The sequence below is a fragment of the Stenotrophomonas sp. 93052_Sma genome (assembly GCF_056481145.1).
The window spans coordinates 1,533,851-1,556,869 of the sequence record NZ_CM151134.1; the positions used below are offsets into that span (position 1 = coordinate 1,533,851).

Genomic DNA, 23,019 nt, shown 5'->3' on the forward strand with positions numbered 1-23,019 from the left:
GCCGCTGCACTGATGGCCGGACAGGGGGACATCGGGCGCTGGGTGGAGCGCTGCGGATCAGATATCGGTCGATGGCTGCGACAGGGCCTGCTGTGGCTGCTGCTGGCCCTTGCACTGCCGGTGGCAGCGCAGGAGGGGGCTCCGCCACTGCGCGACTACGCCATTGATGTATGGACGTCGCGCAACGGCCTGCCGCACAACTCGCTGCGCGACATCGCGCAGACCCCCGAAGGCCACCTCTGGTTCGCCACCTGGGAAGGCCTGGTGCGTTACAACGGGTTGGATTTCACCGTGTTCGACCGCAGTACCCGCCCGGGCCTGCGCGACAACGGCATCGGCGCGCTGTTCGTCGACCGCCAGGGTGGGCTGTGGATCAGTGATTCGCGGGGCAATGTCAGCCATCGCGGCAACGATGGCCAGTGGCGTGTCTGGGAGCACCAGGCCGATACCCCGCAGGTCCTGATCCAGTCCATGCAGATGGACAGCCAGGGCCGCCTGTGGCTGCTGTATGAAGGCAAGGGCATCGGCTATCTGACGCCGGACACCGGCATCGTCTACCAGGCTCCGGCCGCCGACCTGCCGATGGCGATGAGCTTCACCAAGCTGGTGGTCGATGCGCAGGACCGGGTCTGGGCCGGCACGTTGGATGGACTGGTGCTGCGCGACAACGACGGGGTGCTCAAGCGGGCGCCCGCGGCGTGGGGGCTGGGCGCCGGCAGTGGCCTGTCGTGGCCGTACCGCGCTCCGGATGGCGCGCTGTGGATCGTCGCCGGCGAGCGCCTGTACCGGGTGGAGGATGATCAGCTGGTGCTGATGCACCGCCTGCCGGGGCAGCTGCACCTGACCTCGATGCTGCAGGATCGCCATGGCGACCTGTGGCTGGGCACCGAGAACCAGGGCCTGCTGCGGATCTCAGCGCATGGCCTGGAGCGCCTGCCGGCGGGCCTGAACCTGCCGGGTGGGCGCGTGGTCAGCCTGCGCGAGGATGCCGAGGGCAGCATCTGGGTGGGTGCCAACGGTGGCCTGTACCGCCTGCGCGAAACACTGTTCAGCAGCTACACCGAGCGCGATGGCCTCAGTGGCGACTATGTGCGCACCGTGTTCGAGGACCGCGATCGCCAGCTGTGGGTCGGCAGTGCCAGCGGCCTCGACCTGCAGACTGCTGATGGCCGCTTCCGTGCGATGCCGCTGCACAACCGCGGCGGCAAGGCACCTTCGGTGCTCAGCCTGGCGCAGGGTCCGGACGGTGACCTGTGGGTCGGAACGTTCGGTGATGGCGTCTACCGTCTTGGCCCCGATGGCCGGCTGCGGCACAACTATGCCGCCGCCGATGGCATGCCGGGCGGCAACATCCGCGCGATCAGCGTGGACCCGCAGGGCGTGGTCTGGGCCGGCACCCAGAAGGGCGTGGTCCGCATCGACGGCGACCGCGTGCAGGTATCAAGCGTTGCGGGCATGCCCAGCGGCCTGATCACCGCGCTTGAGCACGATCACCAGGGCAACCTGTGGATCGGCACCATCGAGGGCATCCGCGTACTGCGCGGCGACCACGTGCAGTCGATCGACCTCGCGCCGATGGGCGGTGGCCGCAGCGTGTTCGGCTTCCATCAGCTGGGTGACGCGATGTGGATCAGCAGCGATCGCGGCCTGTACCGCTGGCGCAACGGCACGCTTGCACGGGTGGGGCTGGAGCAGGGCATGCCGGTGGATGCGGTGTTCCAACTGGTGCCGGATCGCCTTGGCAACGTGTGGATCAGCAGCAACCGCGGCGTGCTGCGCACCGACATGGGCACCCTCAACGCCGTGGCCGATGGCCGCGCACCCCGGGTGGTGGTGGAGCGCTACAACGAGATTGACGGCATGGCCAATGCGCAGGCCAACGGCAGCTCCGGGCCATCGGCGATCCTGCGCCAGGACGGCACGTTCTGGGTGGTCACCGCCGGAGGCCTGAGCACCGTCGATCCGCAACGCCTGCAGCGTTTCCGCGAGCGTCTTTCACCGCCGGCAGCGATTGAAAGCGTGCAGGTGGATGGCGCACCGGTGCATTGGGAAGGCCCGGACCGCAACTACATTCCCGGCGGCCGCCGCTTGGCGGTGAGTTATGTCGGCCTGAGCTACCTGATGTCTGATCGGATCCGCTACCGCACGCGGTTGGACGGCCTGGATACGGGGTGGGTCGAACGCGGCCCGCAGCGCAGCGTGGAGTTCGTCGGCCTGCCGCCGGGCGACTACACCCTGCACGTGGCCGCTGCCCATCCGAGCGGCAGCTGGGGCCAGCAGGAAGCGGTATGGAGCTTCACCGTGGAGCCGTTCTGGTGGCAGCGACGCAGCGTGCAGGTGCTGGGTGGACTGCTGCTGCTGGCCGGGCTGGTGGCGCTGTACCGCCTGCTGCTGCAGCAGCTGAAGGCCAGCAACCTGCGCCTGGCGCGGCGCGTGGACGAGGCGACCTTCGACCTGCAGGCCAAGACCGTGCACCTGCAGGCGCTGAACCAGGAAAAGACCGAACTGGCCGAGCGCCTCGCACGCCAGGCCGAGGCATTCGAACGGCAGGCCCGCGAGGATGCACTGACTGGCCTGGCCAACCGCCGTGCCTTCGATGAAACGCTGGCGCGTGACTTCGCCCGTTCGCAGCGCAGCGGTCATCCGCTGTGCCTGGTGGTGCTGGATATCGACCACTTCAAGGACGTCAACGACCGCCACAGCCACAGCATCGGTGATGCGGTGCTGGTGCAGGTGGCGCGGTTGATTGCAGCCGCCAGCCGCGATTCGGACCTGCCGGCGCGGACTGGTGGCGAAGAGTTCGCGCTGCTGCTCAACGACACCCGCCTGGAGGAAGCCGCACAGCTGTGCGCGCCGCCTGCGCGGCCTGTTCCATGACCACCCCGACTGGGCCGGCGTGGACGGACTGCGCGTGACCTTCAGCGCAGGGCTGGTGGAGCTGGATGCCGACGACCGCACCCCGGCACTGCTGTACCAGCGCGCTGATCGCGCGTTGTACCGCGCCAAGAGCGACGGCCGCGACCGAACGAGCATTGGTTGATCGCATCCACGCATGGCGTGGATCTACCGTCCGGTGAGTGGTGGGTGCGGTTGCGCCGTTGGCTGGCTTACCGCGGCCAGGCGTTTGCGATGGTGCAGAACAACCGAGCGGTCTGCTCGGTGTCATACACCGCGCTGTGCGCCTCGTTGGCATCCCAGCCCAGCCCGGCGGCCGTGGCCGCACGCGCCAGCACGGTCTGCCCGTAGGCGATGCCGGCCAGGGTCACCGTGTCGAACACGCTGAAGGGATGGAACGGATTGCGCTTGTGGCCGGTGCGCGCCACGGCGGCATTGACGAAGCCGAGGTCGAAATGCGCGTTGTGGCCGACCAGGATCGCGCGCTGGCAGCCGTACTTCTTCATGGCCGCGCGTACCGGGCTGAAGATGTGGTCCAGCGCCGCCTTCTCTTCCTTGGCCAGCCGGAACGGGTGGTCGAGGATGATGCCGGTCACTTCCAGCGACTTCGGGTCGATCTCCAGGCCCTCGGCCGGCACCACGTGGGCACTGGCGGTCTGGCCGGGGTAGAGCAGGCCGTTCTCGTCCATCTCGATCGGCACGGCGGCGATTTCCAGCAGCGCGTTGCGCTGGCTGTCGAAGCCGCCGGTTTCCACGTCCACCACCACCGGCAGGAAGCCGCGGAAGCGTTGTGACATCGCGCGCTGCGCCTGGGGGACTGCGGAATCGGGAGCGGCGGCAGGTGCGGGGGTGGGGTCAGTCATGCGTGAATTCTAGCAGAGCGACCCTGAGCGCCCGGCCAGCCCTCGGTGCATGCGTTCCCTGCGCGGGCGTGTGTCGACCAAGGTCGACACCTACCGGGGCACCGCGCTCAGGATTCCGGTAGGTGCCAACCTTGGTTGGCACACGGTGCGCCGACCAGGGGTGGCGATTACCGGACTGCTGGCCGCGCAGGCGTGGCCGAGGGAGACCACCGCGCCAGCCACGCATCCACGCTCAGCCTGCCGGCGCCGGTGAAGATCAGCGGCAGCAACATGGCCATGAACAGCATCGGCAGCTTGAAGTTGCCGAAGCCCTGGTCAGTGATCGCGTAGCCCATGGCGAGGTCGGCCAGCGAGTTCCACTCCATCGGCCAATGCACCGCATAGGTGGCCACTACGGTCAGCACCAGCAGGCTGGCGGCGGCAAACCGGGTGCCGAAGCCAACCAGTAGGCAGGCCGCGCCAATCAGCTCGAACCAGGTCGCAAGCTGCCAGTTCAGCGCGGCCGGCAGCTGGTCGAACGGGAACGGGAAAGCGTCCTGCAGGTCGGCGAACCAGTTCTGGCCGCGCAGTTTCTCGCGGCCGGATTCGAAGTATTCCCAGGCCAGCAGCAGGCGCAGGCCGAGCGGGGCCAACCAGGGGGCGAGACGGTCCAGCTGGCCACGCGTGGCGGCCAGGGTCGGAAGGTTCATCGGTGGTTCTCCGTGGGGGAAGGGGCGTCAGCCAGGGACTATGAGCGGGCCGATCACGCCGGCCTGCAGGAACTGCTGCAGCAGCGCGGCACCGGGCCCGGCCAGCGCCTCCTCAGCCAGGCCGTTCGCAGCGGCCAATTGCCGCAGATAGGCATGTCCATCGAGGCCGGGTCGTTCGCCGACGCTGGACAGCAGGTATACCGCCAGCGGGCTGAGCACGGCGAAGCGCACTTCGCCATCGGCCTCGCGGCGGACCAGCAGGCCGGTCGGTTCCGCCGGCGGCTGCATTGGCGCATCCTCGGCACCGAGTCGATGCACCGGCCACTGGTACAGCAGCGGCCACGCCAGGGTGGAGCGCTGCAGCGGTACCTGCAGCGGATCGATGTCGCCGGGTGCCGGCAGCGGCTCGGCCTGCAACTGGTACAGGGCGGTCTCCACCCACTCGTAATGAGCGAGTTCGGCCAACGCCGGGTGCGGCAGCTGCGGCTGTGCCTGCAGCCACTGCACGAATTCGGCGGCCAGTTCGGTGAACAGCGGTGTCTGGCAGCGGTGGGTGGCGAAGTAGTGGCGCACCAGGTCGCTCCAGGCGGGCTCGCCGAGCAGGCGCACGCAGACCGGGAAGCCGTTGCTCAACAGGCCGAGCAGATTGTTGAACAGCAGCCGTTGGTACACCGTGACCCGGCGTGCCTCCAGCCCAGCCGGCGGTGGCACGCCCTGCGGATCGCGCAGATGGGCAGTGAACGCATGCTGCTGCGCGCAGGGTGCCACGAGCGTCAGTCATGTGCAGTCCCCCCGTGCGTCGCCTGCAGGCGGCGGATGGTCTGCAGTTCGCCCTGCAGCTCGGCGTATGGGGGGAAGTTGAAATCGCGCTCGAGCAGGGTGGGACGTGGGCCGATGCGCGCGTAGGTACGCGCCAGCAGCTCCCAGACCGGGTCGATCACCGCGCTGCCATGGGTATCGATCTTCAGGTCCGGCGCCTCGTCCAGGTGCCCGGCCACGTGCAGGCAGACGACGCGCTCTGCGGGCAGTCCGGCAATGAAAGTGTCGGCGTCGTAGCCATGGTTGCAGGCATTGACGTAGACGTTGTTGACGTCCAGCAGCAGATCGCAGTCGGCTTCGGCAAGCACCGCGTTGGTGAAGGCCAGTTCGTCCATCGCCGGTTCCGGTGCCAGGTAATAGGACACATTCTCCACTGCAATGCGGCGGCCCAGCAGATCCTGCACGTGAGCGATGCGTGCCGCAGTGTGGCGCACCGCTTCGTCGGTGAACGGAATCGGCAGCAGGTCGTACAGGTGACCGTCGTCGCTGCAGTAGCTCAGGTGCTCGCTGTACAGCGGCACGCGGTGCTTTTCCAGGAACTGGCCGACCTGTTCCAGCAGCTGCGTATCCAGCGGCGCGCTGCCGCCCAGCGACAACGACAGGCCGTGGCAGCTCAACGGATGGCGCTGCGCCAGTTCGGCCAGTGCATCCCCGGCGGGACCACCGACATGGATCCAGTTTTCCGGCGCACATTCGAGGAAGTCGAAGTCACCTGCCGGGGCGTCACGCAGGTCCTGTAGCAGCGCCCGGCGCAGGCCCAACCCGGCGGCCGCCGCACGAAGCGGCGACCGCGGGTGGACGAGGCTGGCGCGGACGTCAGTGCTTGCCACCGCACTTGCCTTCGCCGCACTTGCCTTCAGCCGACTTCTTGTCGCCTGTCTTGGCAGCGGCTGCACCAGCAGCCTTGCCCTTGTCGGCACCGCACTTGCCTTCGCCACACTTGCCTTCGGCAGCCTTGCCCTTGTCACCGCCGCACTTGCCTTCAGCGGTCTTGCCGTCGGCGCCGCACTTGCCTTCGGCGTGCTTGGTATCGGCAGCCTTTGCCGCCTGGCCAGCCACCAGGTAGCCCTGGGCCAGGTCGCTCATGCTCAGGGCCGAGGCACTGGCGGTCATGCCCAGGCCGGCGGCCAGGGCCGTAGCGGTCAGCAGGGACAGGGTCTTGTTGGAACTGCTCATCGGTCTTACTCCTAGGTGGTGGGCAGGCGCCCGGGGTGAATCGATGGTGCAGCGATCCTACTCAACGAATCCTCGCCAAGAACTCAAATTTTCGTGAGATTTGTTACAGAGGGGGAGACCGGTGGCCGGAACGCCCAAAACAAAAGGGCCGCTGTCACCAGGACAGCGGCCACCGTGGAGTCGACTCCGGTGTTGCAGTGCAGCGTCAGGGCTGGCCGGTGCTGGAGGTCTCGTCGCGCTTTTCACGCGGCGGCAGCGGCTGCTCTCCGTGCACCAGGAACCACACGTTCTCGGCGATGTTGGTGGCGTGGTCGCCCACGCGCTCCAGGTTCTTGGCCATGAACAGCAGGTGCGTGCACGGAGTGATGTTGCGCGGGTCTTCCATCATGTAGGTCAGCAGCTCGCGGAACAGCGCGGTGTACTGCGCGTCCAGGCGGGCGTCGTCCTCACGCAGTTCCAGTGCGGCGTCGGCGTCGTTGTCGCGGTAGGCGGCAATGGCACGGCGGACCTGCTGCGCGGCCAGGCGGCCCAGCGCACGCAGGCCCTGGATCTGCGGCAGTGGCGGCACCTTGCCCAGCGCGATCGAGCGCTTGGCGACGTTGGCGGCATAGTCACCGATACGCTCGATGTCGGCCGGAATGCGCAAGCCGGCCAGGATTTCGCGCAGGTCGCGCGCCATCGGGCCACGCAGCGCCAGCCGCATCACGTCGTGGCTGATCTGCTGTTCCAGCGCATCGATCGCTTCGTCGTTGGCGATGATGCGATGGGCAGCGTTCTCGTCGCGCTTCTCGATCACGTCCATCGCCGCTTCGAGCTGGGCGACGGCCATTTCACCCATGCGCACGATTTCGGCCACCAGGCGCTGCTGCTCTTCGTCGTAGCTCTTGACGATGTGGTCGTTGGGAAGATTCATGGTCTGCAATCCGGGTAGAGCCAGGCCATGCCTGGCTGGGACATGTGGCGAAGGGACGGCGTCGATCAGCCGAAGCGGCCGGTGATGTAGTCCTCGGTCTGCCGCTGCGACGGCTGCGAGAAGATCACTTCGGTGCGGTCGTGCTCGATCAGGTCGCCCAGGTACATGAAGGCGGTGTAGTCGGACACGCGGGCGGCCTGCTGCATGTTGTGGGTGACGATCACGATGGTGTACTCGTGCTTGAGCTCTTCCACCAGCTGCTCGATGCGGCTGGTCGAGATCGGGTCCAGCGCCGAGGTCGGTTCGTCCAGCAGCAGCACCGACGGGCGCAGGGCCACGGCACGGGCGATGCACAGGCGCTGCTGCTGGCCGCCGGACAGGCCCAGTGCGCTCTGCCCCAGCTTGTCCTTCACTTCGTCCCACAGCGCGCCCTGGCGCAGCGCCTGCTCGACGCGGTCGGCCATGTCGGCCTTGCTCAGCTTCTCGTGGTGGCGGATGCCGTAGGCCACGTTCTCGAAGATGGTCATCGGGAACGGCACCGGCTTCTGGAACACCATGCCGACCTTGCTGCGCAGGCGGTTCATCGGGTACTTCGGCGACAGGATGTTCTCGCCGTCCAGCAGCACCTCACCGCGCGCTTCCAGCTTCGGGTACAGCGCGTAGATGCGGTTGAAGATGCGCAGCAGGGTCGACTTGCCGCAACCGGAGGGACCGATCAGCGCGGTCACGCGCTTTTCCGGGATTTCCAGGTTGATGCCCTTCAGGGCATGGAACTTGTCGTAGTAGAAGTCCAGTCCACGCGCAGCCAGCTTCACCGGCGACGGCGTGTGCAGGCTCTCGTGCGAGGACGGCACGGCGATGCGCTGCATCGGCACGGCGTTGGAAAGGTCGTTCATGGCGTTATCCACGGAAAGGTCAGTCATGGGAGATACGGTTGCGCAGCAGGATGCCGCGGGCGGCAAGGCTGACCAGCAACACGAAGACAGTCAGCACCAGGGCACCGGCCCAGGCCAGCACCTGCCAGGATTCATACGGGCTGCCGGCGAACTGGTTCATCACCACCGGCACCGAGGCCATCGGCTGGAAGATGTTGTTGTTCCAGTACTGGTTGCCGAAGGCAGTGAACAGCAGCGGTGCGGTCTCGCCGGAGATGCGGGCCAGCGCCAGCAGGATGCCGGTGATGATGCCGGCCGAGGCACTGCGGTACAGCACCTGCACGATCACCTTCCACTGCGGGATACCCAGCGACAGGGCTGCCTCACGCATCTGCGAGGGCACCAGGCGCAGCATCTCGTCGGTGGTGCGCACCACCACCGGCAGCACGATGAAGGCCAGCGACAGTGCACCGGCGAACGCCGAGAAGTTGCCGCCGGTCTGCATCACGTACAGCGTGTAGACGAACAGGCCAAGCACGATGGACGGGGCCGACAGCAGGATGTCGTTGACGAAGCGGACCACGGTGCCGGCCTTGCGGGCGTTGCCGTACTCGGCCAGCCAGGTGCCGGCCAGCACGCCCAGCGGGGTGCCGATGCCGATCGCCAGCGCACACATCACCGCACTGCCGAAGAATGCGTTGGCGAGACCGCCTTCCTGCATCGGCGGCGGCGTCATCTTGGTGAACAGATCCCAGTTGATGCCGGCCAGGCCCTTCGAGGCCAGGGTGAACAGGATCCAGCCGAGGAAGAACAGGCCGAACAGGGCGGTGGCACAGGAGGCGGTGATCGCAACGACGTTGCCGATGCGACGGCGCAGGTACAGCGAATCAGCGGTGGTGGACATCAGTTGCCCTCCTTGCGGGACAGGCGCATCAGCATCAGGCGGGCGATGGCCAGCACCACGAAGGTGACGATGAAGAGGACGAAGCCGAGCAGCAGCAGGGCCGAGCGGTAGGTTTCAGTGGCTTCGCCGAAATCGTTGGCGATCAGCGCGGCGATGGTGGTGCCCGGTTCCAGCAGCGACGGCGACAGGCGCACGCTGTTGCCGATCACGAAGGCCACGGCCATGGTCTCGCCCAGGGCGCGACCGAGGCCGAGGAAGATGCCACCGATCACCGCCGAGCGGGTGTAGGGCAGCACGATGTCCCAGCTCACTTCCCACTTGGTGGAGCCCAGCGCGTACGCCGACTCCTTCAGGCGGGTGGGTACGGTCAGGAACACTTCGCGCATCACCGAGGAGATGAACGGAATGACCATGATGGCCAGCACGAAACCGGCGGTGAGCATGCCGATGCCCAGCGGCGGGCCCTGGAACAGCGGGCCGATGATCGGCCATTCGCCCAGGGTCTCGTTGAGGAACGGGGTGACGTACTCGGTCATCACCGGCACCAGCACGAACAGGCCCCACATGCCGTAGATGATCGAGGGAATGCCCGCCAGCAGTTCGATGGCGGTACCGACCGGGCCACGCAGCCAGCGCGGCGCGACTTCGGTGAGGAAGAAGGCGATACCGAAGCTGACCGGCACGGCGATGACCATCGCGATGACGGCGGTGACCAGGGTGCCGTAGATCGGGGCGAGCGCACCGAACTTGTTTTCGACCGGATTCCAGTCGGCGGAGAAGAAGAAGCTCAGGCCCTGCATCTGCAGGGCATGGCGGCCGCCCCACAGCATGGACAGCGCGGCGCAGGCCAGGGCGATCAGGACGAAGATGACGGTGCCGACCAGCACCCATCGGAACAGTTTGTCGTTGCGGGCATCACGCGCATCACGCGTGGACGGGGCGGCTACAGGCTGGGCGATGGCATTCATGGGGACGGCAGGGCCAGGAAGGGGCGGGGCGGCACGGCGTGGAAGAAGCGGTGCCCGCGCGGGGCGGGCACCGCCGTGTCCATCACTTCAGGTCGGTCGCCCAGTAGGCCTCGATCTGCTTGACCAGTTCGGCCGGCAGCGGCACGTAGTGCAGCTCGTTGGCCTGGGCCTGGCCGTTCTCGAAGGCCCACTTGAAGAAGGCCAGGGTGTCCTGGTTGCGCTTGGCGTCCTTCGGCTGCTTCTGCATCAGCATGAAGTTGGTGGCGGTGATCGGCCACGCCTGCTCGCCCGGGGCGTTGGTGATGACCAGGTTGAAGTCCTTGGCGCTGGCCCAGTCGGCGCTGGCAGCTGCAGCGGCGAAGGTTTCCGCGCTCGGCTCGACCCAGTTGCCGGCCGCGTTCTGCATGGCGGTGTACGGCATGCCGTTCTGCAGTGCGTAGGCCAGTTCGACGTAGCCGATCGAGCCCTTGATCTGCTTCACGTACGAAGCAACGCCTTCATTGCCCTTGCCACCGACGCCGTCCGGCCACTGCACCGAGGTGCCTTCGCCGACCTTGCTCTTCCATTCCGGGCTGACCTTGGACAGGTAGTTGGAGAAGTTGAAGGTGGTGCCCGAACCGTCCGAACGGTGGACCAGGGTGATCTTGCCGTCCGGTAGCTTCACGCCCGGGTTGGCGGCGACGATGGCCGGGTCGTTCCAGGTCTTGACCTTGCCCAGGAAGATGTCGGCCAGCAGGGCGCCGCTCAGGCGCAGCTTGCCGGCTTCCAGGCCTTCAATGTTGACCACCGGCACCACGCCGCCGATGGCCGACGGGAACTGGGCCAGGCCAGCCTGGGCCAGCTCTTCGCTGCTCAGCGGCTTGTCGGAGGAACCGAAGTCGACGGTGCCGGCCTTGATCTGGGCGATGCCGCCGCCGGAGCCGATCGACTGGTAGTTGATCTTGGCCCCGGTGCTGGCGTTGTAGTCAGCCGACCACTTGGACACCAGCGGGAAGATGAAGGAAGCGCCGGCGCCGGACACTTCGGCGGTCACCTTGGCACCGGCAGCGGCCGGGGCGGCGGCACCGTCGGCAGCCGGCTGCTGCGCGGCCTGCTTGTCGCCACCGCAGGCCGACAGGCCCAGGGCGATGGCCAGGGAAAGGGCGGCAAGGCCGGCCGAGTGCAGTTTCATGGTCACTCCATAGCGGGGTAGAGCCGACGTCGTCGGCGGATGCGGCTATGAAATGATGTTTTTGTTACAGCCGTATTACGCCCATGACAGAGGTGTACTGGATCACGTTCTGACAAGGGTTTTACGGGGTTGGCCGGGATCCGGGAGACCCCCGGAGACCCCGGATCTGCGCACCGATATGACCGCCGGTTGGCCGTGCAGCGTCGAGCTTGCTCGACTGCCTTTGGCCCTTCGTAGAGTCGAGCTTGCTCGACTGATGCCCGCCGCGAGCAGTCGAGCAAGCTCGACTCTACACGCCCGTGCGCCGCAAACGAGAAAGGCGCGAGATCTCGAGGATCTCGCGCCCGGGGTGGGATCGGCGGGGGAGAGAGGACCCGCCGATCCCGTTCCTGCGGGGGAACGCGCTTGCTTACTTCAGGTTCTGCGTCCAGTAGGTCTCGATCTGGCGGACCAGGCTGTCCGGCAGCGGCACGTAGTCCAGCTGGCGGGCCTGGGCATCGCCGCTCTTGTAGACCCAGCGGAAGAACTCCTGGGTGGCCTTGCCGTTGGCAGCGTTCTTCGGCTTCTTGTGCACCAGGATGAAGTTGGTGGCGGTGATCGGCCAGGACTCGGCGCCCGGGGCGTTGGTCATCACCAGGTAGAAGTCCTTGGCGCTGGCCCAGTCGGCGCTGGCAGCAGCGGCGGCGAACGACGCGTCGCTCGGCTGCACGAAGCGGCCGGCGGCATTCTTCATCGCGGTGTACGACAGCTTGTTCTGCAGCGCATAGGACAGTTCGACGTAGCCGATGCCGCCCTTGATCTGCTTCACGTAAGCGGCAACGCCTTCGTTGCCCTTGCCGCCGATGCCGGCCGGCCACTGGACCGAGGTGCCTTCACCGACCGAGCTCTTCCACTCCGGGCTGACCTTGGACAGGTAGTTGACGAAGTTGAAGGTGGTGCCCGAGCCATCCGAGCGGTGCACGACGGTGATCTTGGCGCTCGGCAGGGTCACGCCCGGGTTCAGCGCGGCGATGGCCGGGTCGTTCCAGGTCTTGATCTTGCCCAGGAAGATGTTGGCCAGCACGGTGCCGTCCAGCTTCAGCGCGCCCGGGGCGATGCCGGCCACGTTGACGACCGGCACCACGCCGCCGATCACCGACGGGAACTGCGCCAGGCCCGCAGCGGCCAGTTCTTCCGGCTTCAGCGGAGCATCGGAGGAGCCGAAATCAACGGTCTTGGCCTTGATCTGGGCGATACCACCGCCGGAACCGATCGACTGGTAGTTGACCTTGTTGCTGGTGGCAGCGTTGTAGTCGGCCGACCACTTCGACATCACCGGGTAGATGAACGAGGCGCCCGCGCCGGTGATTTCAGCGGCGTTGGCGGCGAACACGGACGACGCAGCGAAGACGGCAACGGCAACGCGCGACTTGAAGGCGTGGATCACGGGGTGGCTCCTGGGTTGATTGGGATGCGGGGTTACCCGCCCGGCGCACATTCCATAACGGTTCGATGACAGCGCAGGGACCGTTGTATGACGCAACCGTTACAGCGCTGCCCGGCGCCCGCACAGCCAGGGGCGTGAAGGTTCTGAGTGCTGCGGGCAACGTGATGACCAATGCGCCGGAGACGGACGTAGCCCGGTTGCGATCACGTTCTATATGTCGCTGATGGCCTGCCCGGTGTGGTCGTCAATGCCGTTTCCGCCTGGCATTCCGCAGTGATGCCGCGTCATCCACACGAAACCATCAATGCAGGTGATCGCTGCGCGGCGGTCGGCCCGGGCCGGGACGCTGATACGTGACGTCATATGCCGCAAGGGATCGACAAGCATGTGGCGGCAAATGAGTCGTACGCATGACCGCACGAAGAAATCTGTGGTTGGTGCTCAGATTGTCATTCGGTTGTCATGGTTTTAACGGAATGTTCGCAAAACGCTTGACCGGCCTGCCGGCGTGGCGTTCTGCCCAAGCCATTCCAACCCTCTGGAGAAATCCAAAATGCGTTCCCATTTGCTCGCCGCCGCGGTCGTTGCAAGCCTCGGTCTGGTTTCCGCCGACGCCTTCGCAGCTCCCGCCAGCACGGGCGTATCCCAGGCACAGCTGCAGCAGCTGCAGGCGCAGATCGCTGCGCTGCAGGCCCAGGTCCAGCAGTTGCAGAACGATTCGCAGGCGCTGCAGGCACAGTCCGATGCGCAGTCCGAAGTGAACATCACCCAGGCCCAGGCCCTGGAAGGTGCACAGAAGACCCAGACCAGCGTCGACAAGCTGGCCAAGCTGGTCAATGACAACAAGATCGGCGGTCGCATGTTCTTCGACCTGACCAACATCGACAAGACCAGCAACGGCAAGGACACCGCCGCCAGCGGCACCGGTCTGGACGTCAAGCGCTTCTACCTGACCGTCGACCACAAGTTCAACGACATCTGGTCGGCCAACCTGACCACCGACTTCCAGTACAGCTCGGCCATCGGCAACACCGAACTGTTCGTCAAGAAGGCCTACGTGCAGGGTAGCTTCGACCCGGCCTTCAACCTGCGCGTCGGTGCCGCCGACATGCCGTGGATTCCGTACGTCGAGAAGTTCTACGGCATGCGTTATGTCGAGAACACCCTGACCGACCGCCTGAAGTACGGCAACTCGTCCGACTGGGGCCTGCATGGCTTCGGCAACCTGGGCAACAACTTCAACTACGCGGTCTCGGTTGTGTCCGGCGCCGGTTACAAGAACCCGACCCGCAGCAAGGGCATGGACGTGGAAGGCCGCGCGGCCTATACCCCGAACGAGAACTTCGTGGTTGCCGTCGGTGGCTACAGTGGCAAGCTGGGCAAGGAAACCGACATCCAGAGCGCCGAGAACACCTACACCCGCGCCAATGCGATGGTGGCCTACGCCAGCAGCGACTTCCGTGTCGGTGGCGAGTACTTCCAGGCCAAGAACCTCAACAACGTGATGACCGTTGCCACCGACAAGACCAGCGGCTGGTCGGTCTGGGGCAGCGTGCGCGTCACCGACGGCGGCATCAACGTGTTCGGTCGTTACGATGACACCGACGTCAGCAAGACGCTGGACCCGACCCTGAGCGACAAGTACTGGAACGTCGGCGTCGAGTTCCCGGTCATGAAGAACCTCAAGCTGTCGACCGTGTACAAGTACACGCACCTGGCCAACGCCAGCGACAAGAAGAACGACAAGACCAAGGAGTTCGGCGTCTGGGGCGACCTGTCGTTCTGATGTCCTGAAGCACTCTTGTCTACAAGCAAAGACGGCGGGCCCTGTGCCCGCCGTCCTTGTTTTGTCACACCACGAACGCGTTCACGCCTCGGCCGTGGTCTTTTCCTTGAACCGGCACAGGTCGGCGATCACGCAGCCGGGGCAATCCGGCTTGCGCGCCTTGCACACATAACGTCCGTGCAGGATCAGCCAGTGATGCGCGTCGAGCAGGAACTCGGCCGGAATCACCTTCACCAGTTTGTCTTCCACTTCGCGCACGTTCTTGCCCGGGGCCAGGCCGGTACGGTTGGAGACGCGGAAGATATGCGTGTCCACCGCCATCACCGGCTCACCGAACGCAGTGTTGAGCACCACGTTGGCGGTCTTGCGGCCCACGCCCGGCAGCGCTTCCAGTTCATCGCGATCGCGCGGCACTTCACCGCCGTGCTTCTCCAGCAGGATCGCGCAGGTGGCGATCACGTTCTTCGCCTTGGCGTTGAACAGACCGATGGTGGCGATGTACTGCTTCAGCCCGTCCTCGCCAAGCGCGAGGATCTTTGCCGGGGTATTGGCCACCGGGAACAGGCGGCGCGTGGCCTTGTTGACGCCCACGTCGGTGGCCTGCGCCGACAGCGCGACCGCCACCAGCAGTTCGAACGGCGAGCTGTACTCCAGTTCGGTCTTCGGGTGCGGATTGAGTTCGCGCAGGCGGGTGAACATCTCCACCACGTCGGCGCGCGGCATGCTGCCACCGCGTCGCGCCGGCGCGCGGGGTCTTCTTCGCAGTAGCCATTACTGCTCCTTGCCGGTGGCGCGGGCCTTGGCCCGGGCGAGAATCGCGGCGGCCGCCGGGGGCAGGGCGGGCTTCACGTCCGGTGCCGGGGCTGGCGTGCGTCGCGCATCGCGTTCGGCCTCGCGGCGCGCCAGGCGCACGGCACGGGCACGGTAGCGTTCGCGTGCGGCCCAGGCCGCGTGCAGCTGCTGCTGGGCCTGCTGCAGGCGTCGTGGAAGGTCCGGGTGGCCGGGCAGCAGCTGTTCGTCGCCGTCACGGGCAACGTAGTCCATGAGACCGGCCTGCAGGGCGCCATCGAGATCGTCTGCCTGGACCCGGGCGAACAGCTGCGCGGGGTTGGGTCGGGATGCCATGGCGTCAGCGGTTCTGGAAGGCCGGCGGGCGGCGCTGCAGGAAGGCGCTGGTGCCTTCGCGCATGTCTTCGGTGGCGAACAGCAGGCCGAACTGCGCGCTTTCGTACTCCAGCCCAGCCTCCAGGCTGCATTCGCCACCCACGTGTACCGCGTCGAGCAGGCCACGCAGGGCCAGCGGGGCCGAGCGTGCCAGCTGGCGCGCGATGTCCTGTACACGGTTGTCCAGCGCATCGGCGGGCACCACCTCGTTGACGATGCCCAGTTCCAGCGCACGCGCGGCGTTGATCGGTGCACCCAGCAGGCACAGCTCCAGGGTGGCGGCGCGGCCGCACAGGCGCAGCAGGCGCTGGCTGCCGCCGAAGCCGGGAATCAGGCCGAGATTGATCTCCGGCTGCCCGACCTTGGCCGTATCGGCAGCGATGCGCAGGTGGCAGGCCATGGCCAGCTCCAGCCCGCCGCCCAGGGCGAAGCCGTTCACGCGTGCGATCACCGGCTTGGGCATGCGCTCGATCTGGCGCATCAGGGCCTGGCCGAGCAGGGAGAAATCACGTCCCTGAACCGCACTGAGTGTGTTCATCTCGGCGATGTCGGCCCCGGCCACGAAAGCCTTCGGACCGGCACCGGTGAGCACCACCACGCGCACGTCCGGGTCGGCGGCGGCAGCGCTGAACGCCTCGGTCAGCGCCTGCAGGGTCGCGGCATTCAAGGCGTTGAGCTTGTCCGGGCGCTGGACGGTCACGGTGCGGATGGCGCCGTCGTCGGCGACAGCGATCAGGGCATCGGCCACGGGGAAACTCCTGAAACGTTAAAAAAAAGTGAGATTGAACTCCGCCAACGCAGACGGGTCTTAGCCTGCATCGTGAGTAGCGGTTACACGTTGTGCCCGTTATCCTAACCCGTCGCCTCAGGGCGGCGCAGAACGTCCCTGAGTTACCACCCCTGGAGAACTGTTTGATGAAGTTGCGTTCTATCGCGGTCGCCGTCGCGGCCCTGGCCCTGACGGGCAATGCCTTCGCCCAGGACGTCTCGTCCGAAAAGGGCAAGCTGAGCTACTACTTCGGTTACGACTACGGCAACAACCTGGCGGAGCTGACCGGTCGTGGTGAGCAGCTGGACATCAACTCGGTGGTGAAGGGTCTGCAGGACGCCTACGCCAAGAAGCAGCCGGCGATCACCGCCGACCAGCTGAAGCCGGCTGTTGAAGCGTTCCAGAAGCGCGAGCAGGGCCGTGCCCAGGCTGCCAAGGCCGAGTACGAAAAGGCTGCTGCCGAAAACAAGACCAAGAGCGATCAGTTCATCGCGGCGAACAAGGCCAAGGCCGGCGTGCAGTCCCTGCCGAGCGGCGTCCAGTACCGGGTGATTGAAGCCGGCAAGGGCGCCAAGCCGACCCAGGCCAGCACCGTGCAGCTGGAAGTGGCCGGTCCGTTCCCGTACGGCCAGCGCCCGACCGAAGCCCGCCCGGCCCAGCAGATTCCGTCGATCAAGGTCAGCGAAGTCGAAATGAAGGCCATGCGCGAGACCCTGCTGCAGATGCCGGCTGGCTCGAAGTGGGAAGTCACCCTGCCGCCGGACCAGGCCTACGGTGCCGACCCGCGCACCCCGTTCCCGCCGAACGTGGCTGTGCAGTTCGAGATCAAGCTGGTCAGCGTCAAGTAAATCGAAGCGGTAAACGAAACGCGCCGGTGATCCCACCGGCGCGTTTTTGTTTGCGCGGATCGCGACGCTGCCGTGCACTGCATATTGACCCCGCGCAAATTCAGCCCGATCGCGCTACTGTTGCCGGGTGCAAACAATGGAAAAAACGGCACGTGTTGTCGCAAGTCCCTGCATCGGAGTGTGCACGCTGGATCCGCACCGGCAATGCACCGGCTGCGGGCGGCATATCGATGAGATCGCGCGGTGGTCGTCGATGAGCAACGAGGAACGCAGCCGCATCCTGCATCGCGTGCAACCTCTGCGTGAACAGCTGCAGCAATCACTGCGCGGCTCGCTGGCTGATCACGAGCGCCTGATGCGCGCTGCATCCACTGGCCGAGCCGCCGGCCGGCGACGGCTGGAACCGCAGTGAACTGATCGATCTGCTGCCGCCCGGGCCCCCGGTGGAAGCCGCCGTACTGGCCGGCATCGTGCCGCGCGCCAACGGCGCACAGGTCATTCTCACCCGTCGCACCGAAACCCTGCGTACCCATGGTGGCCAGGTCGGTTTCCCCGGTGGCCGCACCGAACCCGATGACCGCGATGCGTTGGCCGCTGCACTGCGCGAGAGCCAGGAGGAAATCGCATTGGCGCCCGGCCAAGTGCAGGCGCTGGGCTATCTCGATCCCTTCGTGACGATCACCGGCTACCGGGTCACGCCGGTGGTGGCCGTGGTCGATCCGGATTTCGTGCCGGTGCCACAGCCCAGTGAAGTGGCCGAAGTGTTTGAAGTGCCGCTCGATTACCTGATGGCAGCCGACAACCTGCACCAGGTCGAAATCAATCATCGCGGCCGCGTCCGCCACGTCCTCGAATATGGCTGGCCCGGCCAGCGCATCTGGGGCGCCACCGCCGCCATCCTCTACAACCTGCGTCGCCGCCTGGAGCAAGTGCAATGAAGCCGATCGATCCGCCGTGGACCACCCTGGTCGATGTCGCCACCCTGGCCGCTGCATTGGGCGAGGGTGTTCGCGTGGTCGACGCACGTGCTACTGCCAGTACCGCCGTACGCGTGGTCGATGCACGTTCCTCGCTGGCCGATCCGCAGGCGGGTAACGGCCAGTATCTGGCGGGGCATGTTCCGGGCGCGGTGTATGCCGACCTCAATCGGGACCTGTCGGATCTGACCCGCAGCGGCCACGGCCGTCACCCGCTGCCGGACAGCGATGTCTTCGCCGCGAAACTGGGCCAGTGGGGCATCGGTCCCGACACCCAGGTGGTGGTCTACGACGGCAGCGATGGCAGCATGGCCGCCTCGCGCCTGTGGTGGCTGCTGCGCCTGATCGGGCACAGCAAGGTGGCCGTGCTTGATGGTAGCATCGCCGCATGGCAGGGCGCAGGGCATCCCTTGGCGACGGGGCAGGATGAGGTGATCGCGCTGCCGGTTTACCCGGGCCGTTTCGACACCACCCAGATCGCCAATGCCGAGGAAATCAGCGCACGCCTGAAGCACGCGCCGGGCTGGCTGGTCGATGCACGCGCGGGTGAGCGCTTCCGCGGCGAAGTGGAGCCGCTGGACCCGGTCGCAGGCCACGTGCCGGGCGCGGTCAACCGTCCGTTTGCGTTGAACGTCGCCGACGGCCGCCTGCGTGATGCACAGGAACTGCGCGCCGAACTGCAGGGCGTGATCGGCAACCGTGATCCGCAGCAGGTGGTGCTGATGTGCGGCTCCGGCGTGACCGCCTGCCACCTGTTGCTGGCGATGGAAGCGGCCGGTCTGTCCGGCGCACGCATCTACGCCGATTCCTGGAGCGGCTGGGTCAGCGACAGCAGCCGCCCCGTGGCCAGCGGCGCCTGAGCCGCGCGGGGTCGGATCCGTTTTCCAACGGAAAACGGCTCTGACCCCCCTCGTGCCCGATTCGCACGCAAAGAGCAGTCGAGCGTGGCTCGACTCTACAAAGGCACCCTCCGATCGATTCGATCCCGTGCCGACCAACGGTCGGCACCCACCAACAGCAGCGAGAACCTGTCGAAGGCGGGGTGGGTCCGGTTGCGGGGGCGTGAGCGCCATGGATGGCGCGACCGAGCTTACATGGGTGAGGGCGCTCTGCTTGCGAAGCACTGCTTCGCAAGCGCCCGAACGCCCAGCCGCCAGCGGCTGGGCCGGGCCCGGGGCTCCCCCCCCCCCCCCCCCCCCCCCCCCCCCCCCCCCCGAAACCCCCTCTTCTTTTTCTCTTCTTTGCTTCTCCAGGTGCAGGCCGCAGCCCTCCAAACCTTCACCCAACCGGCTGCAACGGCACCTTCGCCAGGATCCGCGCCCACGGGAACAACGGCCCCGGATCACGCTTGCGTGCCACCATCAGCGTCGGGTCATCGCTGGCCGGCACCTGCTCCAGATCCAGCTGGTCGTGCCCGGCAATCTGCCGCAGCGACGGATAGCGCACCACCAGCGCCTGCAGCAGCTGCTCCAGCGCCTGCAGCTGCGCCTCGGTGTAGGGCTCGTCCATCGCCTGCTGGCGGCTGTCGAACCAGTGCGGGTAGCGGCCGGTGTTGACCAGCTCGATGCCCAGCGTGTGTGCGTTCATGCCGCGTACGTGGTGGGCCACGCGTTCCGGCGCCACGTACTGCGCCACGCTGCCATCGCGGTCGATGTAGAAGTGGCCGCTGTTGCCGGCGCCGCTGTCATACAGCACACGCTCACCGTACTCGCGGGCCATCGCCAGGTCGGGCAGCTCGGTGCAGTGGATCACCACCATCTCCAGCGTGGCCGGGTCGCGCAGTGGCAGACGGTCTTCGTAGGGCAGGGGCTGCAGTTGCAGGCCGGGCAGGAGCGGGTTGGGCATCCGGCGATGCTAGCATTGCGGCATGAACCTGCCTTCCCTTTCCTCGTTGGCCCGCGCCCACGGAGCATGCGCATGAGCCGCGGCCACTGCATCCTGTCCCATGGCTTCGAGAGCGGCCCGGAGGCGACCAAGGTCACCGCGCTGGCCGACGTGGCGCAGCGCCTGGGCTGGACCCATGAGCGCCCGGACTATACAGACCTGGACGCGATGAGCGAGGTCAGCCGCGTAGGTGACGTGCCGACCCGCCTGCGCCGCCTGGTCGAACGCACCGCCATCGCTGCCCAGCAGGGCCCGGTGGTGCTGGCCGGCTCCAGCCTGGGTGCCTACATCTCTGCCATCGCCTCGCTGCAGGTGCCGGTGGCCGGCCTGTTCCTGATGGTGCCGCCGACCACCATGGGCCCGATGCCGGCGCTGGACGCCGCCGCCGTGCCGACCACCGTGGTCCAGGCCTGGCATGACGATGTGGTGCCGGCCGCTGGAGTGATCGCCTGGGCCCAGGCGCGTTCGGCACAGCTGCTGCTGGTCGATGATGGCCACCGCTTGGAACGCCACGTTGAGGCCTCGGCACAGGCCTTCGAGCGCCTGCTGCGCCAGCTGTGAAGCCCGGGCGCACGGCGCGCCCGCCCGCATTGACTACAATGGCAGCCCCGCCGCCCCCGGCGCGGGCCTGCCGGCCGTGTCCACGGCCCTCCTTCTTGAATGGCCCGGCTTCCTGCCGTGCCTGACCACCTGTGAACCGATCCCGTGAAATTTTTTGTCTCCTGCGCCAAGGGCCTGGAATACCTGCTTGCCGATGAACTGTCGGCCCTGGGCCTTGGCAAGGCCACTGCCACCATTGCCGGCGTCAACGCCGAGGGCGAACTGGAGCAGGCGCTGCGGATCGTGATGTGGTCGCGCTTGGCCAGCCGCGTGCTGTGGCCGATCGACGAGTTCGACTGCCCGGACGAGCAGGCCCTGTATGACGGCGTGCGTGCGCTGCCGTGGCACGAGCACATCAAGCCGGAGATGACCCTGGCGGTGGACGCGCACGTGTCCGGCGACAAGATCACCCATGCCCGCTTTGCCGCGCAGCGGATCAAGGACGCCATCGTCGACCGCATGCGTGATGAAGGTCTGGAGCGCCCGTCGGTCAACACCGACCTGCCGGATGTGCGCGTCAACCTGTCACTGCGCAAAGGCCGTGCCTCGCTGTCGATCGACCTCGGCGGCGGCCCGTTGCATCGCCGTGGCTGGCGCGGCGCCGCTCACGAGGCACCGCTGAAGGAAAATCTGGCCGCCGCGCTGCTGCTGCGCGCAGTGGCCGCGGCTGCACGCCGCCGGTGGCGGCCTGCTGGACCCGATGTGCGGCAGCGGCACGCTGCTGATCGAAGGCGCGCTGATGGCCGCCGACGTCGCGCCCGGCCTGATGCGCCACGGCAGCCTGCCGCCGAGCCGCTGGCTGGGCTTCGACAAGGCCGCCTGGAAGAGCATCCAGAGCGAGGCGCGTGACCGCGAATCGGCTGGCCTGGCCGCGCTGAAGCCGGTCATCCACGGCAGCGACATCGACCCGACCGCGATCCAGGCGGCACGCGAGAATGCCGAGGTGGCCGGTGTCGCCCACGCGATCCGCTTCACCCGCGCCGATGTGGCCGACCTGGCCGCGCCGGAGCAGGAGATCGGTGCGGTGGTCTGCAACCCGCCGTATGACGAACGCCTGGCCGCCGACCCGGCGCTGTACCGCGCACTCGGCAATGCCCTGCAGAAGGCGGTGCCGCAGTGGCGCGCCAGCCTGCTGTGCGGCAACGACGAACTGGCTTTTGCCACCGGCCTGCGTGCGGGCAAGAAGTACCAGATGTTCAACGGTGCGCTGGAATGCGCGCTGATCATCTGCGACCCGATCGCCGTGCCGGGCCGTGACCCGGCGCAGCCGCGCGAGCTGAGCGAAGGTGCGCAGATGGTGGCCAACCGCCTGCGCAAGAACCTGAAGAAGTTCAAGAGCTGGCGTGCCCGCGAGGACATCACCTGCTTCCGTGCCTACGATGCCGATCTGCCGGAGTACGCGGCGGCCATCGATGTCTACGAGGAAGACGGTGGCAAGCGCCGTACCTTCCTGCATGTGCAGGAGTACGCCGCACCGGCGGCGATTCCGGAGAACGACGTGCGCCGCCGCCGCAACGAGCTGCTGGCGGCCGCGCGAAGTATTCGGCGTTCCGCCGGAACAGGTGTCGATGAAGTCGCGCGAGCGCGGCAAGGGCGGCAGCAAGTACGGCCGTTTCGAGCAGCGTGACGAATTCATCGTGGTGCGCGAGAACAACGCGCTGCTGCAGGTGAATCTGTTCGACTACCTGGACACCGGCCTGTTCCTCGACCATCGCCCGCTGCGCCGGATGATGGCCGAACAGGCGCGTGGCAAGCGTTTCCTCAACCTGTTCTGCTACACCGGCGTGGCCAGCGTGCAGGCCGCCGTGGCCGGTGCGGCCAGCACCACCAGCGTCGATCTTTCGGCGACTTACCTGCAGTGGTGCTACGACAACCTGGCGTTGAACGGGCAGGGCGGCAACCAGCACCTCCTGGTGCAGGCCGATGCGATGGCCTGGCTGGAAGGCGACCGTGGCCAGTACGACGTGATTTTCTGCGATCCGCCGACCTTCTCCAACTCCGCACGCGCCGATGACTTCGACGTGCAGCGCGAGCAGTTGAAGCTGCTGCGCGCGGCGGTGGCGCGGCTGGCGCCGGGTGGCGTGCTGTACTTCTCCAACAACTTCCGCCGCTTCAAGCTGGAAGAGAACGCCATCGCCGAATTCGCCCAGTGCCGCGAAATCACCGCGCGCACCATCGGCCCGGATTTCGAGCGCAACGCGCGCATCCACCGCGCGTGGGAACTGAAGCGGTTGGGGTAATTCCGGTAGTGCCGGCCGCTGGCCGGCAACGTTGTCAGATCCGCAGAGGGTT

17 protein-coding genes and 5 pseudogenes are annotated in these 23,019 nt (G+C 66.9%); 7 read left to right on the forward strand and 15 right to left on the reverse strand.

Annotated elements, in window-relative coordinates; all coding sequences use genetic code 11:
- Nucleotides 1–12 precede the first annotated feature (12 nt).
- Nucleotides 13–3,040: pseudogene (locus tag ACZK2V_RS07155) on the forward strand (two-component regulator propeller domain-containing protein).
- A 67-nt stretch (nucleotides 3,041–3,107) separates the two neighbouring features.
- On the opposite strand, the gene rnt reads toward ACZK2V_RS07155, so the two are convergent.
- From rnt to pstS (ACZK2V_RS07210), 11 genes and pseudogenes are all read right to left on the reverse strand, one after another.
- A complete protein-coding gene (gene rnt, locus ACZK2V_RS07160; protein ID WP_414577569.1) occupies nucleotides 3,108–3,758 on the reverse strand; it encodes a ribonuclease T in 651 nt (216 codons plus the stop codon).
- A 167-nt stretch (nucleotides 3,759–3,925) separates the two neighbouring features.
- The gene (locus ACZK2V_RS07165; protein WP_049421605.1) at nucleotides 3,926–4,447 is read right to left on the reverse strand and encodes an HvfX family Cu-binding RiPP maturation protein; all 522 of its coding nucleotides are present in this window, start codon (nucleotides 4,445–4,447) and stop codon (nucleotides 3,926–3,928) included.
- Between the two features lie 27 nt (nucleotides 4,448–4,474).
- Nucleotides 4,475–5,228: pseudogene (locus ACZK2V_RS07170) on the reverse strand (HvfC family RiPP maturation protein).
- Nucleotides 5,221–6,096 carry an HvfB family MNIO-type RiPP peptide maturase gene (locus ACZK2V_RS07175; protein ID WP_049421603.1) on the reverse strand — a complete coding sequence of 292 codons (876 nt, stop codon included), beginning with the start codon at nucleotides 6,094–6,096 and terminating at the stop codon, nucleotides 5,221–5,223. Before ACZK2V_RS07175 ends, ACZK2V_RS07170 begins: the two are co-directional and overlap by 8 nt.
- Nucleotides 6,083–6,442 (reverse strand): HvfA family oxazolone/thioamide-modified RiPP metallophore, encoded by a 360-nt coding sequence (locus ACZK2V_RS07180; RefSeq protein ID WP_049421602.1) that lies wholly within the window; start codon nucleotides 6,440–6,442, stop codon nucleotides 6,083–6,085. Before ACZK2V_RS07180 ends, ACZK2V_RS07175 begins: the two co-directional genes overlap by 14 nt.
- Nucleotides 6,443–6,647: 205 nt before the next feature.
- Complete coding sequence (gene phoU, locus ACZK2V_RS07185; protein ID WP_014036547.1) at nucleotides 6,648–7,355, reverse strand: phosphate signaling complex protein PhoU; 708 nt, start codon at nucleotides 7,353–7,355, stop codon at nucleotides 6,648–6,650.
- Between the two features lie 65 nt (nucleotides 7,356–7,420).
- Nucleotides 7,421–8,251, reverse strand: a complete 831-nt coding sequence (gene pstB, locus ACZK2V_RS07190; protein WP_005408788.1) for a phosphate ABC transporter ATP-binding protein PstB — start codon at nucleotides 8,249–8,251, stop codon at nucleotides 7,421–7,423.
- 19 nt (nucleotides 8,252–8,270) lie between these two features.
- Nucleotides 8,271–9,134 carry a phosphate ABC transporter permease PstA gene (pstA, locus tag ACZK2V_RS07195; RefSeq protein ID WP_032127902.1) on the reverse strand — a complete coding sequence of 288 codons (864 nt, stop codon included), beginning with the start codon at nucleotides 9,132–9,134 and terminating at the stop codon, nucleotides 8,271–8,273.
- Entirely contained in the window at nucleotides 9,134–10,102 is a 969-nt protein-coding gene (pstC, locus tag ACZK2V_RS07200; protein ID WP_201118578.1) for a phosphate ABC transporter permease subunit PstC, read from the reverse strand. The genes pstA and pstC overlap by 1 nt, the downstream gene beginning before the upstream one ends.
- An 82-nt stretch (nucleotides 10,103–10,184) precedes the next feature.
- Complete coding sequence (pstS, locus tag ACZK2V_RS07205; RefSeq protein WP_100471789.1) at nucleotides 10,185–11,273, reverse strand: phosphate ABC transporter substrate-binding protein PstS; 1,089 nt, start codon at nucleotides 11,271–11,273, stop codon at nucleotides 10,185–10,187.
- Nucleotides 11,274–11,682: 409 nt separating this feature from the next.
- On the reverse strand, nucleotides 11,683–12,699 hold the full coding sequence (gene pstS, locus ACZK2V_RS07210) for a phosphate ABC transporter substrate-binding protein PstS (RefSeq protein WP_049421598.1): 1,017 nt from the start codon (nucleotides 12,697–12,699) through the stop codon (nucleotides 11,683–11,685).
- Between the two features lie 553 nt (nucleotides 12,700–13,252).
- On the opposite strand from pstS (ACZK2V_RS07210), the gene ACZK2V_RS07215 reads away from it, so the two are divergent.
- A complete protein-coding gene (locus ACZK2V_RS07215) occupies nucleotides 13,253–14,485 on the forward strand; it encodes a porin (protein WP_032127900.1) in 1,233 nt (410 codons plus the stop codon).
- A gap of 81 nt (nucleotides 14,486–14,566) precedes the next feature.
- Here ACZK2V_RS07215 and nth read toward each other — a convergent pair.
- From nth to ACZK2V_RS07230, 3 genes and pseudogenes are all read right to left on the reverse strand, one after another.
- Nucleotides 14,567–15,257: pseudogene (nth, locus tag ACZK2V_RS07220) on the reverse strand (endonuclease III).
- A complete protein-coding gene (locus tag ACZK2V_RS07225; RefSeq protein WP_107432510.1) occupies nucleotides 15,257–15,610 on the reverse strand; it encodes a hypothetical protein in 354 nt (117 codons plus the stop codon). The pseudogene nth and the gene ACZK2V_RS07225 overlap by 1 nt, the downstream one beginning before the upstream one ends.
- Nucleotides 15,611–15,614: 4 nt before the next feature.
- Complete coding sequence (locus tag ACZK2V_RS07230) at nucleotides 15,615–16,397, reverse strand: enoyl-CoA hydratase/isomerase family protein (RefSeq protein WP_032127897.1); 783 nt, start codon at nucleotides 16,395–16,397, stop codon at nucleotides 15,615–15,617.
- 167 nt (nucleotides 16,398–16,564) lie between these two features.
- Between ACZK2V_RS07230 and ACZK2V_RS07235 the strand changes: the two genes are divergently transcribed.
- The 3 genes and pseudogenes from ACZK2V_RS07235 (at nucleotide 16,565) to ACZK2V_RS07245 (ending at nucleotide 19,103) form a co-directional block, all read left to right on the forward strand.
- Nucleotides 16,565–17,266, forward strand: a complete 702-nt coding sequence (locus tag ACZK2V_RS07235; protein ID WP_032127896.1) for an FKBP-type peptidyl-prolyl cis-trans isomerase N-terminal domain-containing protein — start codon at nucleotides 16,565–16,567, stop codon at nucleotides 17,264–17,266.
- Between the two features lie 136 nt (nucleotides 17,267–17,402).
- Nucleotides 17,403–18,204, forward strand: a pseudogene (locus tag ACZK2V_RS07240) (CoA pyrophosphatase).
- Nucleotides 18,201–19,103 carry a sulfurtransferase gene (locus ACZK2V_RS07245; protein WP_486323056.1) on the forward strand — a complete coding sequence of 301 codons (903 nt, stop codon included), beginning with the start codon at nucleotides 18,201–18,203 and terminating at the stop codon, nucleotides 19,101–19,103. Before ACZK2V_RS07240 ends, ACZK2V_RS07245 begins: the two are co-directional and overlap by 4 nt.
- 418 nt (nucleotides 19,104–19,521) lie before the next feature.
- On the opposite strand, the gene ACZK2V_RS07250 is transcribed toward ACZK2V_RS07245, so the two are convergent.
- Nucleotides 19,522–20,088 (reverse strand): N-acetylmuramoyl-L-alanine amidase, encoded by a 567-nt coding sequence (locus ACZK2V_RS07250; RefSeq protein ID WP_486323057.1) that lies wholly within the window; start codon nucleotides 20,086–20,088, stop codon nucleotides 19,522–19,524.
- 72 nt (nucleotides 20,089–20,160) lie between these two features.
- Here ACZK2V_RS07250 and ACZK2V_RS07255 point away from each other — a divergent pair, with 72 nt between their 5' ends.
- Nucleotides 20,161–20,688, forward strand: a complete 528-nt coding sequence (locus ACZK2V_RS07255) for an alpha/beta hydrolase (RefSeq protein WP_049431244.1) — start codon at nucleotides 20,161–20,163, stop codon at nucleotides 20,686–20,688.
- A gap of 144 nt (nucleotides 20,689–20,832) precedes the next feature.
- Nucleotides 20,833–22,967: pseudogene (gene rlmKL, locus ACZK2V_RS07260) on the forward strand (bifunctional 23S rRNA (guanine(2069)-N(7))-methyltransferase RlmK/23S rRNA (guanine(2445)-N(2))-methyltransferase RlmL).
- The last annotated feature ends 52 nt before the right edge of the window (nucleotides 22,968–23,019 follow it).